The sequence below is a fragment of the Hylemonella sp. GW821-FHT10B10 genome (genome assembly GCF_059415585.1).
In genome coordinates, this window is the sequence record NZ_JBWKNN010000001.1 from 1,426,284 (window position 1) to 1,438,847 (window position 12,564).

The 12,564-nt window shown below is 61.0% G+C and carries 13 protein-coding genes, 2 pseudogenes and 1 other annotated feature; of the genes and pseudogenes, 5 read left to right on the top strand and 10 right to left on the bottom strand.

The genetic code is table 11. From position 1 onward, the window contains the following. Positions 1-82: 82 nt before the first annotated feature. A pseudogene (locus tag AC07NT_RS06965) lies at positions 83-256 on the top strand (IS3 family transposase); the annotation flags it as partial. A 23-nt stretch (positions 257-279) separates the two neighbouring features. On the opposite strand, the gene AC07NT_RS06970 reads toward AC07NT_RS06965, so the two are convergent. The 10 genes from AC07NT_RS06970 to merT form a co-directional block, all read right to left on the bottom strand. Continuing rightward, positions 280-3,249, bottom strand: a complete 2,970-nt coding sequence (locus tag AC07NT_RS06970) for a Tn3 family transposase (protein ID WP_498597172.1) — start codon at positions 3,247-3,249, stop codon at positions 280-282. 2 nt (positions 3,250-3,251) lie between these two features. Next, positions 3,252-3,812, bottom strand: coding sequence for a recombinase family protein (locus AC07NT_RS06975; RefSeq protein WP_498597171.1), 561 nt, complete (start codon positions 3,810-3,812; stop codon positions 3,252-3,254). A gap of 129 nt (positions 3,813-3,941) precedes the next feature. Continuing rightward, positions 3,942-4,676, bottom strand: a complete 735-nt coding sequence (locus AC07NT_RS06980) for a DUF3330 domain-containing protein (protein ID WP_498642664.1) — start codon at positions 4,674-4,676, stop codon at positions 3,942-3,944. A 75-nt stretch (positions 4,677-4,751) separates the two neighbouring features. Further along, the gene (locus AC07NT_RS06985; protein WP_498597170.1) at positions 4,752-5,081 is read right to left on the bottom strand and encodes an EAL domain-containing protein; all 330 of its coding nucleotides are present in this window, start codon (positions 5,079-5,081) and stop codon (positions 4,752-4,754) included. After that, entirely contained in the window at positions 5,078-5,314 is a 237-nt protein-coding gene (gene merE, locus AC07NT_RS06990) for a broad-spectrum mercury transporter MerE (protein ID WP_498597169.1), read from the bottom strand. The genes AC07NT_RS06985 and merE overlap by 4 nt, the downstream gene beginning before the upstream one ends. Next, entirely contained in the window at positions 5,311-5,676 is a 366-nt protein-coding gene (merD, locus tag AC07NT_RS06995; RefSeq protein ID WP_498597168.1) for a mercury resistance co-regulator MerD, read from the bottom strand. Before merD ends, merE begins: the two co-directional genes overlap by 4 nt. Before the next feature lie 20 nt (positions 5,677-5,696). Beyond that, positions 5,697-7,382, bottom strand: a complete 1,686-nt coding sequence (gene merA / locus AC07NT_RS07000) for a mercury(II) reductase (RefSeq protein ID WP_498597167.1) — start codon at positions 7,380-7,382, stop codon at positions 5,697-5,699. A 39-nt stretch (positions 7,383-7,421) separates the two neighbouring features. Continuing rightward, entirely contained in the window at positions 7,422-7,778 is a 357-nt protein-coding gene (gene merC, locus AC07NT_RS07005) for an organomercurial transporter MerC (protein ID WP_498642667.1), read from the bottom strand. A gap of 88 nt (positions 7,779-7,866) precedes the next feature. Next, entirely contained in the window at positions 7,867-8,142 is a 276-nt protein-coding gene (gene merP, locus AC07NT_RS07010) for a mercury resistance system periplasmic binding protein MerP (protein ID WP_088753987.1), read from the bottom strand. Between the two features lie 15 nt (positions 8,143-8,157). After that, positions 8,158-8,508 carry a mercuric ion transporter MerT gene (gene merT / locus AC07NT_RS07015; protein ID WP_498597166.1) on the bottom strand — a complete coding sequence of 117 codons (351 nt, stop codon included), beginning with the start codon at positions 8,506-8,508 and terminating at the stop codon, positions 8,158-8,160. Between the two features lie 71 nt (positions 8,509-8,579). Between merT and merR the strand changes: the two genes are divergently transcribed. From merR to AC07NT_RS07035, 4 genes and pseudogenes are all read left to right on the top strand, one after another. After that, complete coding sequence (gene merR / locus AC07NT_RS07020) at positions 8,580-9,005, top strand: mercury resistance transcriptional regulator MerR (protein WP_498597165.1); 426 nt, start codon at positions 8,580-8,582, stop codon at positions 9,003-9,005. Between the two features lie 36 nt (positions 9,006-9,041). Next, positions 9,042-10,108, top strand: a pseudogene (locus AC07NT_RS07025) (IS3 family transposase); the annotation flags it as partial. After that, positions 9,158-9,274 (top strand) — a sequence feature (AL1L pseudoknot). (Overlaps the previous pseudogene by 117 nt.) Positions 10,109-10,539: 431 nt before the next feature. Next, positions 10,540-11,907, top strand: a complete 1,368-nt coding sequence (locus tag AC07NT_RS07030; RefSeq protein ID WP_498597164.1) for a carbohydrate porin — start codon at positions 10,540-10,542, stop codon at positions 11,905-11,907. A gap of 88 nt (positions 11,908-11,995) precedes the next feature. After that, a complete protein-coding gene (locus AC07NT_RS07035) occupies positions 11,996-12,526 on the top strand; it encodes a DUF4337 domain-containing protein (protein ID WP_498597163.1) in 531 nt (176 codons plus the stop codon). Positions 12,527-12,564 lie beyond the last annotated feature (38 nt).

A 12,564-nucleotide genomic window follows, 5' to 3' on the forward strand; every position in this document is an offset into this window, starting at 1 on the left:
AGGTTAGTTTTTGCTGATTTCAGCCGCCGGTTTGAATCGCCCCGGGAATTGAGGAGGCTCAAATCTTTGAGAGGATTGAGCCATGAAGAAGTCAAATCATTTTTCACCCGAGGTCCGCGAACGCGCTGTTCGCATGGTGCAGGAGCATCGTGGCGAGTACCCATCGCTATGGGCGGCCATTGAATCCATCGCGCCCAAGATCGGCTGCGTGCCGCAGACCCTCAACGAATGGGTCAAGCGCGTTGAGGGGTCGTCTCAGAAAACGGAAAATAAAGCACGCTAAGCCGGTTGCAACGGTCGTAACGGCCTGAACTTGCCCGCGCCGATCTTGGCGCTGCTGCGCCACAGGTAATCGCCGGTCAGGTTGATGTGCTCCCAGCCCAGCGGCGACAGGTACTGCAACAGCGCGTCATCGACCGCATGGCCGTTGCCACGCAGCCCATGTGCCGCCCGCTCCAGATAGACCGTGTTCCACAAAACGACGGCTGCTGTTACCAGGTTGAGGCCGCTGGCACGGTAGCGTTGCTGTTCAAAGCTGCGGTCGCGGATTTCACCCAAGCGGTTGAAGAACACGGCGCGGGCCAGCGCGTTGCGCGCCTCGCCCTTGTTGAGTCCGGCATGGACGCGGCGGCGCAGCTCGACGCTTTGCAGCCAATCCAAGATGAACAGCGTGCGCTCGATGCGCCCCAGCTCGCGCAACGCCACGGCCAGGCCGTTCTGGCGCGGGTAGCTGCCGAGCTTGCGCAACATCAGCGAGGCCGTCACCGTACCCTGTTTGATCGAAGTAGCCAGGCGCAGGATTTCGTCCCAATGGGCACGGATAGCCTTGATGTTCAGCTTGTCGCTGCTAATCATCGGCTTGAGTGCGTCGTAACTGGTTTCACCCTTGGGAATGAACAGCTTGGTGTCGCCTAGGTCGCGGATGCGCGGCGCAAAGCGGAAGCCCAGCAAGTGCATGAGGGCAAAGACGTGATCGGTAAAGCCCGCCGTGTCGGTGTAGTGCTCCTCAATGCGCAAGTCCGACTCGTGGTACAGCAGGCCATCGAGTACGTAGGTCGAGTCGCGCACGCCGACATTGACCACCTTGGTGTGGAACGGCGCGTACTGGTCGGAGATATGGGTGTAGAAGGTTCGCCCTGGGCTGCTGCCGTACTTCGGGTTGATGTGCCCGGTACTCTCGGCTTTGCTGCTGGTTCGGAAGTTCTGGCCGTCCGACGATGACGTTGTGCCATCGCCCCAGTGTTCGGCGAAGGGATGCCGGAACTGAGCGTTGACCAGTTCGGCCAGTGCGGTCGAATAGGTTTCGTCGCGGGTATGCCAGGCTTGCAGCCAGGCGAGCTTGGCGTAGGTTGTGCCGGGGCAGGACTCCGCCATCTTGGTCAGGCCCAAGTTGATCGCGTCGGCCAGGATGGTGGTCATCAGCAGATTCTTGTCCTTGGCCAGATCGCCCGATTTCAGGTGCGTGAAGTGGCGGGTGAAGCCCGTCCACTCATCGACCTCCATCAGCAGCTCGGTGATCTTGACGTGCGGAAGGATCATCGCCGTCTGGTCGATCAGCGCCTGCGCCGTGTCGGGCACGGCGGCATCGAGCGGCGTGATCTTCAGGCCGGACTCGGTGATGATGGCGTCGGGCAGGTCGTTGGCCGCCGCCATGCGGTTGACGGTGGCGAGTTGCGCTTCCAGCAGCGTCAGCCGCTCATGCAGGTACTGGTCGCAGTCGGTGGCAACGGCCAGCGGCAAATCGCTGGACTGCTTGAGGCTGGCGAACTTCTCGGGCGGCACCAGGTAGTCCTCGAAGTCCTTGAACTGGCGCGAGCCCTGCACCCAGATGTCGCCCGAGCGCAGCGCGTTCTTCAACTCCGACAGAGCACACAGCTCGTAGTAGCGCCGGTCGATTCCGGCGTCGGTCATCACCAGCTTCTGCCAGCGCGGCTTGATGAAGCCAGTGGGTGCATCGGCGGGCACCTTGCGGGCGTTGTCGGTGTTCATACCGCGCAGCACCTCAATGGCATCAAGCACGTTTTTGGCGGCGGGCGCGGCCCGCAGCTTGAGCACGGCAAGGAATTCCGGCGCGTAGCGGCGCAAGGTGGCGTAGCTCTCGCCGATACGGTGTAGGAAATCGAAGTCATCGGGCTGCGCGAGCTTCTGCGCCTCGGTAACGCTCTCGGCGAAGGCATCCCAGGACATGACGGCCTCAATGGCGGCGAACGGGTCGCGGCCCGACTGCTTGGCGTCGATCAGCGCCTGGCCGATGCGCCCGTACAGACGCACCTTGGCGTTGATGGCTTTGCCCGATGCCTGGAACTGCTGCTGATGCTTGTTCTTGGCCGCGTTGAACAGCTTGCCCAGGATGCGGTCGTGCAGGTCGATGATTTCGTCGGTGACGGTGGCCATGCCCTCGATGGCCAGCGCAACCAGGGTGGCATAGCGCCGCTGCGGCTCGAACTTTGCCAAGTCGGCGGGTGTCATCTGGCCGCCCTCGCGGGCGATCTTGAGCAGCCGGTTCTGATGTACCAGCCGCTCGATGCCGGTGGGCAGGTCGAGCGCCTGCCAGGCTTTCAGGCGCTCGATATGTTCGAGCATGTGGCGCGAGTTTGGCTTTGCCGGGGACTGGCGCAGCCAAGCTAACCAGGTCGTCTTGCCATTGTCCCGGCGTTTGAGCAAATCGTCGAGGCGACGACGATGTACGTCCGATAGCGGTTCGGCCAAGGCATCGTAGATGCGGCGGTTGGCGCGGGTGATCGCCTCGGCGCTCGCCCGCTCGACGGCGTTGAGGGCGGGCAGAATGACCGACTGTCGCCGCAGATGTTCGACCAAGGTGCTGGCCAGCACGACGCCCTTGTCGGTCTGCATGGCCAACTCGGTCAGCGTGTGTACGGCCTGCCGGTAGTGGCTCACGGTGAACGGCTGGAAGCCGAACACCGTTTGCAGCTCCACCAGATGCTCACGCCGGGTCTGCTCCCGCTGCCCGTAGTCGTCCCAGCTTTCGATGCCGACCTTGAGCTGGTTGGCGACCAGTTTTAACAACGGCTGGAACGGCGGCTGATCGACGCCAAGGATGATGCCGGGAAAGCGCAGGTAGCAAAGCTGCACCGCGAAGCCCAGCCGATTGGCTGGCCCGCGCCGCTGCCGGATGATAGAGAGGTCGGCTTCGCTGAACGTGTAGTGACGGATCAACTCGTCCTTGGTGTCCGGCATCGCCAGCAGGCTTTCGCGCTCGGCGGCGGTCAGTATGGAACGACGAGGCATAGCTATTGATCCAATCTCAAGTATTGATACAGGGTCTCCCGGCTGACACCAAATTCACGTGCCAGCTTCGCCTTCTGCTCGCCAGCAGTGGCCCGCCGCCGCAGCTCGGCGACCTGTTCAGGCGACAATGCCTTCTTGCGGCCCCGATAGGCTCCGCGCTGCTTAGCGAGCGCGATGCCTTCTCGCTGCCGCTCACGGATCAAGGCCCGCTCGAATTCGGCGAACGCACCCATCACCGACAGCATCAGGTTCGCCATCGGCGAATCCTCGCCGGTGAAGGTCAGACTCTCCTTGACGAACTCGATGCGCACGCCGCGTTTGGTCAGCTTTTGCACAAGGCGGCGCAAATCATCGAGGTTGCGCGCCAGCCGATCCATGCTGTGAACCACCACGGTGTCGCCTTCGCGCACGAAGGCCAGCAGCGAATCGAGTTCAGGTCGCTCGGTGTCCTTGCCCGACGCCTTGTCGGTGAATACCCTGCCGACTTCGACATGCTCCAGTTGCCGTTCCGGGTTCTGGTCGAAGCTGCTGACCCGGACATAGCCGATGCGTTGACCCTGCATGATGCCTCCAAACACGAAAGTGTCAGGAAGAAATCTATGACCTTTCGCCGCAGGTGTCAAGAAATGTAAAAATTAGCTCTATTCTGACGTTTCGATGTGACCTGTCCTGACATCAGGATAGGGTATGCTTCAACCTGACGGAGTTGGGTCTCCGGCGGCAGGTGTAGTAACTGGTTCGGCTACGGCTTTAGCTCGGGCCTGAAAACGTTCATAACAATCGAGTCCACAAAAGTGTTCGACGTATTCCGCGCCTTCCGGGGTGAAGGCAGCATCGAGCGGGATTTCCTTGCAGCACACGCAGCAACTGGTGGTTGGTTCGTTGACATTCATGGTGGCACCCCTCCATTGACTGACGAAACCGGCGAACGCCGCTGCCGGCATCGGCTTGGCGAACAGGAAGCCTTGTGCTGCGTCGCAGCCGGTTTGCTGCAACAGATCAAGACTCGCCGCCGTCTCCACGCCCTCGGCCACGACATCCATGTCCAGCCCGTGCGCAAGCTGGATCACCGCCCGGACAATGGTCTGATCACGGGCGTCCTCCGCAAGTCCGGCGACGAACGATTGGTCGATCTTGAGCGTGGTAATGGGACAGCATTTCAAATGTTGCAGACAGGAATAACCCGTCCCGAAGTCGTCGGCGGCGAAGCGCACACCCAGCCGGCGCAAGGCTTCCAGTGCGGGGAAGATCGCCGGATCGCCGAACGCGACCGATTCGGTCAGCTCAATTTCAAGATACTCGGCTGGCAACTCGGCATCGGCCAGCACGCCCTTTACCCACCTGTCGAAGTCCGGACCCACCTGGCTCGCCGAAACATTGACGGCCAGCCGGAACGGTTTCCACGCCAGCACCCGCCAGTCGCGCATCTGGCGGCAGGCTGCGCCTAGGAGTCTGCGCGGCAGAACGATTTGCTCTCGATTTTGGATGTTTTCAGGGGCCTCTTACCCATTCGCCATGCCGAGAAAATCGATTTTGACGCGTTCTGAGAGGTCGGAAAAATTTGTGCTGGTTTCATTTCTTTCTGCCGCGCAGACTCCTAGCACCCAAGCGCCGATTTCCGGCATCAGGCCGGACGTTTCGACCACGGGCAGGAACTGGCCCGGCGGCAACAGTCCGAGCGCCGGGTGACGCCAGCGCAACAGGGCTTCCGCGCCGACAATCTGGTCACTGCGCAAATCGACAATCGGCTGGTAATGCAATTCAAACTGCCCGCGCTTGACCGCCTGCGCCAGTTGCGCCGCTGTCCATTCAATGGGTTGGGAGGCGCTCATGATCGACCTCTGAAGGCCCGCAACAGCCGCGTCACTGACAGGACAAACAAGCCAGTCAGCGCGAGGGCCGCGATGCCCCAGTGCTCCCCGATGAATGCCCCGGCTGTCGTGCCGGCGAGTACGGCCGCGAGAATCGGCAAATGGCAGGGACAGGTGAGCACGGCCAGCGCGCCCCACAAGTAGCCGGTGAACGGTTTGTGTGCCTCGGTCGGCAAGCGCTCGGGGCTGTTCATGGCAGACTCGCTACGTGCTGTGCCGGCGCGCTCGGCAAGGCGGCCAACCGCACGTCCAGATCGGCCAAGGCTTCGCGCCGGCGTTCGACGAACTGGCGCAGCACGGCAAGCTGCGCGGCTGTTTCATCGCCGTTTTCCGCATCCAGCGCCCGGCACAGCCGCGCCAGCGCGTCCAGGCCGATGCCCGCCTCGAAGGCGGCCCGCACGAAGCACAGCCTCTGCAACGCGGCATCATCGAACAAGCCGTAGCCGCCCGTGGTGCAGGCGACTGGCCGCAGCAGTCCGCGCAGCAGGTAGTCGCGCACGATATGTACGCTCACCCCGGCCTCAAGGGCCAGCCGGGACACTGTGTAGGCGTTCATCGAACACCTCCTTCTTTTCCTCACCCGGCGCAGCAGGAAAGCTGCTTCACGTCCTTGCTGAAGGTCTGCGCCGCGAGCTTCAACCCCTCAACCATCGTCAGGTAGGGGAACAACTGGTCGGCCAATTCCTGCACCGTCATGCGATTGCGGATGGCGAGCACCGCCGTCTGGATCAACTCGCCCGCTTCAGGGGCCACCGCCTGCACGCCGATGAGCCGTCCGCTACCTTCCTCGATGACCAGCTTGATAAAGCCGCGCGTGTCGAAGTTGGCAAGCGCACGCGGCACGTTGTCGAGCGTGAGCGTGCGACTGTCAGTCTCGATCCCGTCGTGATGCGCTTCCGCTTCGCTGTAGCCCACAGTGGCGACCTGCGGATCGGTGAACACCACGGCCGGCATCGCGGTTAGATTGATGGCAGCATCCCCGCCCGTCATGTTGATCGCGGCGCGGGTGCCGGCGGCTGCCGCCACATAGACGAATTGCGGCTGGTCAGTGCAGTCGCCGGCCGCATAAATGTGTGGCGTGCTGGTGCGCATGCCCTTGTCGATGACGATGGCACCTTGTGCATTGACGGTGACTCCTGCCGCGTCCAGTGCCAGGCTGCGCGTGTTCGGCGCCCGGCCGGTGGCGACCAGCAGCTTGTCGGCGCGTATTTCACCGTGCGCCGTGGTCAGCAGGAATTCGCCGTTCTCATGCGCGACCTGGCTGGCTTGCGTATGTTCCAGCACCGTGATCTCTTCGGCACGGAAGGCGGCTGTGACAGCCTCGCCGATGGCAGGGTCTTCGCGGAAGAACAAGGTGCTGCGCGCCAGGATCGTGACCTGGCTGCCCAGCCGGGCAAAGGCTTGCGCCAGTTCCAGCGCCACCACCGACGAGCCGATCACGGCCAGGCGTTCGGGAATGGTGTCGCTGACCAGGGCCTCGGTCGAAGTCCAGTAGGGCGACTCTTTCAAACCGGGAATCGGCGGCACGGCCGGGCTTGCACCCGTGGCGACCAGGCAGCGGTCGAATGCCACCACGCGCTCGCCGCCATCGTTCAAACGGACGGCAAGGCTCTGTGCGTCCTTGAAACGCGCTTCGCCGTGCAGCACGGTGATGGCCGGGTTGCCGTCCAGGATGCCTTCGTACTTGGCGTGACGCAGCTCATCGACGCGGGCTTGTTGTTGCGCCAGCAGTTTACTGCGGTCAATCGCAAGCACAGTCGCGGCGATACCGCCGTCGAACGGGCTTTCGCGGCGCAGATGGGCGATGTGGGCAGCGCGGATCATGATCTTGGACGGCACGCAGCCGACATTGACGCACGTACCGCCAATGGTGCCGCGCTCGATCAGCGTGACCTTCGCGCCTTGCTCGACGGCCTTGAGCGCCGCCGCCATCGCGGCCCCGCCGCTGCCGATCACAGCGATATGCAACGCGCCGCGCTCGCCGCTCGCCTTGTCATTTCTGCCCAGTAGATCGCGCATCTTGTCAAGCAATCCGCCCGGCGTCGAAACCGACGGGGCATCGGCGAGCGTAGCCCGGTAGCCGAGGCCAGCCACGGCGGCGGTCAGTGCATCCGGTGACGTGCTTGGTTCAATGGATAGCTGCGCCGTGCCTTTCGGATAGGACACAAGCGCCGACTGCACGCCGGGCACTTTCTCAAGGGCCTCCTTGACATGCACTGCGCACGAGTCGCAGGTCATGCCGGTAATTTTCAGGGTGGTCATGCATTTTTCCTTTTCTGTGGTCGGCGACGGCCGTTGCCGTCAGCCGCGTTGTGCTGGCAGTTCGCAACCGTCCGGTCCACAGCGGCGATGTGCTGGCGAGACGAAATCCCAGACCGATACCCCGACCATCAGGGCCAGACCGACGTACATCAATCTCGCCGTCCACCAGTTGCCCAGGAACCAGACCGTGGCCGCGAACACGATGGCCGGCCCGATCATGCCGAACAGGCTGCGGTGCCATTGCCGGTGGCTCAGCCATCCCAGCGCATTCGCGATAAAAGCAAGCACGGCAAACAGCGGTAGCAGCCGGCTTATGAACAGCCCCTCGTATTCACTCAGGAAGCCTAGTCCGATGGCCGCGCCGAAACTGGGAGAGCCGGGAAGCAGGCCGCGCAGCCCATCGCGGAAACGACGCTGCCGAGCGCGCCGGTTTTATCGGCAATGCGTGTCATCAAGCCCATGGTGTCGCTCCCGGTTCAGCGGCTCACTGCTTGACGCTGGATGGATAGCCCGCGTCTTCGGTGGCCTTGGTCAGCTTCTGCACGCTGGTCTTGGCATCATCGAAGGTGACAACCGCTTCGCGTGTCTCGAAGGTCACGTCAACTTTGCTGACGCCTTCGACCTTGGAAATCGCCTTCTTGACAGTGATCGGACAGGCGGCGCAGGTCATGCCAGGCACCGACAGCTTGACGGTTTGGGTGGCCGCCCACACGGGGGCAACGACGGCGACGAGAGCAAGGGAGGCAAATAGCTTTTTCATGGTGAACTCCTGTGATTAATAGAAAAATGGCATGACGTAGGGAAATCCGAGCGCGACCAGAACCAGCACGGCCACGATCCAAAAAATGAGTTGGTAGGTGGTTCGCACCTGCGGGATTGCGCAGACCTCGCCCGGCTTGCAGGCTGCGGCCGGTCGGAAGATGCGCCGCCAGGCGAAGAACAGGGCGACCAGCGCCGCGCCGATAAAGAGCGGTCGATATGGCCCCAACACCGTCAGGTTGCCGATCCATGCCCCGCTGAATCCCAAGGCGACCAGGACCAGCGGCCCAAGGCAACACGTTGAAGCGAGGATGGCGGCCAGTCCGCCGGCGAAGAGCGCGCCGCGCCCGTTTTGTGGTTCAGACATGCGCTGGTCCTTTCGAATTTGAATTGGATAGCGTAACCTTACTTCCGTAGTCATGTACGGAGTCAAGCGATATGCAAATTTTTTTTGAAAATCTGACCATCGGCGTCTTTGCCAAGGCGGCCGGGGTCAATGTGGAGACCATCCGGTTCTATCAGCGCAAGGGCTTGTTGCCGGAGCCGGATAAGCCTTACGGCAGCATTCGCCGCTATGGCGAGGCGGATGTAACGCGGGTGCGGTTCGTGAAATCAGCCCAGCGCTTGGGCTTCAGCCTGGACGAGATCGCCGAGCTGCTGCGACTGGATGACGGAACACATTGCGAGGAAGCCAGTATCTTGGCCGAGCACAAACTCCAGGACGTGCGCGAGAAGATGGCCGACTTGGCGCGTATGGAGTCGGTGCTATCCGAACTTGTGTGTGCCTGCCACCTGCGGCAGGGAAATGTTTCTTGCCCGTTGATTGCGTCGCTACAAGGTGGCGCAAGCCCGACTATGCCTTAGCGTGCTTTATTTTCCGTTTTCTGAGACGACCCCGTTGAGATTGACACCGGTGCCAGAGCCGGCATCAAGACGACCGACTTGCAGCGCCTGTAGGAACTCGAGCGCGAGAACAAGGAGCTGCGCAAGGCCAACGAGATTTTGAAGTTGGCCAGCGCGTTTTTCGCCCAGGCGGAGCTCGACCGCCGTCTGAAGTCCTGAAGGGCTTTGTCGATCAGCATCGACAGGCCTACGGGGTCGAGTCGATCTGCAAGGTGCTGCAGATCGCCACGTCTGGCTACTGGCGCTACGCCGCCCAGCTACACAACCCGGCCCTGCGATGTCAGCGCGCTCAGCGTGATGGTGTCCTGGTGCCACAGATCGAGCGCCTGTGGCGTGCCAACCTGCAGGTCTACGGCGCTGACAAGGTCTGGAAGCAGCTCAACCGTGAAAGCATCTGCGTTGCCCGTTGCACAGTGGAGCAACTCATGCGCCACCTGGGCCTGCGGGGCGTCCGCCGCGGCAAGATGGTGCGCACCACCGTCAGCGATGGCAAGGCACCATGCCCGCTGGACCGGGTGAACCGGCAGTTCAAGGCCGACCGGCCCAACCAGCTGTGGGTCTCGGACTTCACGTACGTTTCAACCTGGCAGGGCTGGCAATACGTGGCCTTCGTAATTGACGTTTATGCCCGCCGGATCGTGGGTTGGCGCCAGAGCAGTTCGATGCGAACAGACCTCGTGCTGGATGCGCTGGAGCAAGCCTTGTACGACCGTCAGCCCGAGCGCGCCGACGCACTGATTCACCATAGCGACAGGGGTTCGCAATACGTGTCTATTCTGTACAGCGAGCGACTGGCCGAGGCGGGCATAGAACCCTCGGTAGGCAGCCGAGGCGACAGCTATGACAACGCTCTGGCGGAAACCATCAACGGGCTGTACAAGGCCGAATTGATTCACCGCCGGGCACCCTGGAAGACCAAGGAATCGCTGGAACTGGCAACGCTGGAATGGGTGTCCTGGTTTAACCACCACCGACTGCTGGAGCCTATCGGATACATTCCTCCTGCCGAAGCTGAAGAAAATTACTATCGGCAATTAGCCAGTCAGGCCGTTGCATCGGTCTGACTTAACCCAATGGGCCTCCACGAAACCCGGGGCGATTCACCACCCTCTATCTGCTTTGGGACAGGGGCGGTCGGTCGAGGCGTTTCCCAATATCAGAGCCCCCCATTTGGGGACCTCTGCGATGAATGGTGCTTGACGATGTTGCGCCGCACAAATTAGAATCACATGCTTTCAACTTTTGGGGTTTCTTGTGGGTAATGGTTCTAGTGACAGTTGTCGGTTGAGTATCGGCTCGGCTGCCTGACAGGCCCCACGGAAATCTATTCCGCAGCGGCCATGCCGGCCGCTCGCTTCTAAATCCGGACTTTCTCCGGAAATCTCTCGACAGTATCTGTTTCTCTGCATGCAGCCAAGCCGTTGGCCGGCTTGACTGTTGCCTGGGTGAATCACGAACTCTCGGTCTCTCCATGCTCATAACAGGAAGAACGAACATGCGGTTTTTCAAAAAATTGGTATTGGTGGCGGCACTTGTGCCTTTCTGCGCTTGGGCGGCCGACGGCACCACTGACTCGTTTCTGCGTCTGCCCGAGGGCGATTCGCCTTGGCGCATCCATGGGGATGCCAACCTGATTAGCCAGTTCCACGACAGCTTTCCGAGCCTGTACGAGAACACCCCGGACCAGGGCGGCAACAGCTTTCAGTCCGGGCTCGAGCGTTCACAGACGACGATGCTGGGTTTGAACATTGGCTATCGGCTCTCTGCTGCCACCGAGTTCTGGTACCGGGCCGAGGCCATCCGTGGCGTGGCGTTGAGCAATGCCGGCGGTTTGGCAGGGCTGACAAATAGCGATTTGCAGCGTGTCATCCAGAAAGATTTCATGTACTACACAGCTCAGGCTTACGTGCGTCATCGCATTGACCTGGGGGGCGAGTCTACGAACCTCGATGAGGGCGGCATGCAGTTCGCTCAGGCAGCCCGTGGCCGGCGCTTTACGCTGACCATGGGCAAGCAGGACTTGTTGGGCATTTACGACTACAACAGCTACGCCCACAAGGGGCCGAACGGCTTTCTCAATTGGGCTCTGATGACCAGCAGTGCGTTCGACTTTGCTGCCGACGCCCGGGGCTACACCTTCGGTGTAACAGGTGATCTGACCTGGGATGACTACAGCGTGCGCTTTGGCCGCTACCTGATGCCTGTGCTGCCCAACCAGCTGGATCTGGATTTCGAGGGCTGGTCCAAGAATCGGGTGGGCTACAACCTGGAACTGGAGAAACGCTGGACCACCGGTGCGGTGCGACTGCTGGCCTTTCACAATCGCATGCGGCTGAGCACCTATGCCAGTACCGCCAACATTGCGCTCATCGAGAACGGGTTCGACGACAACGGTGCCAATCCGCGCGTGGACCGCACCAAGACAGGCCTGGGCTTCAATGTGGAGCAGGCCCTGACGTCCCACGTGGGCGTATTTGCCCGGGGCATGTCAACGCATAGCGATGGGGAGACCATGGCTTTTACCGAAGCGGATTCAAGCCTGAGCGCTGGCATCGTGGCCCAAGGTGCTGCTTGGGGCCGTCCCTTCGACGCAGCCGGTCTGGCTTTCTCCAACCAGTACGCCAGCGCAGATCGGCGTGACTACCTAGGGCGTGGCCTGTATACGCTGTTCACAGGCGACGGTCCCAACCCCTACGGCCCGGTGCGTTACGGGGTGGAGCAGGTGATCGAGGCCTACTACCTGATCGGCTGGAGCCGGCAAACGCATCTGACCGTGGACTGGCAACGCCTGACAAACCCGGCCTACAACCCGGATCGCGGCCCGGTGGATGTATTCAGCCTGCGACTGCACGCGGAGTTCTGAGAGAGAAATGAGCGAATCGAAACGACGGACATCTGTCCATGGCTGACAGGCCATCAAATTCCCAATCTCATACTAGGAGAAATAGCAAATGGCAGAAGAGAAGAAAGAACCCTGGCTCAATCAGATGGCACTGGCGACCGTGATACTTGCCGTCTGTGCCACCTTGTCGACTTTTAAGGGTGGCTCATATTCCACGGCCAGTGTGATCAATCAGACACTGGCATCTGATCAATGGGCGTTCTATCAGGCAAAGAGCACCAAACAGCATCTCTACGCGTTGCAGGTCGAACAGCTCAAGCTCCAAGAGATGACCCTGCCAGCAAAGGAAAAAATTCAGTCAGCGTATTCCCAAAAGATTGCGGACTACGAAGAACAAGTCAAACGGTATGGCCTTGAAAAAAAAGATATCGAATCTAAAGCCCGCTCGCTGGAAGACCAACGCGATGACGCCCAAAGCCACGGAAAACCCTTTGGGGTTGCGGTGATGTTCTTGCAGGTTGCTATTCTTCTCAATTCAATTTCCGGGCTGATGAAGGCCAAACGTGTTTGGTGGAGCAGCATCCCTGTAGGTTTGATCGGTTTGATATTTTTCGCAAATGGTTTTTTAGGATTTTTCTGAACGCATTTGCGGAGGACAGGGTGATCACCTTTTACATC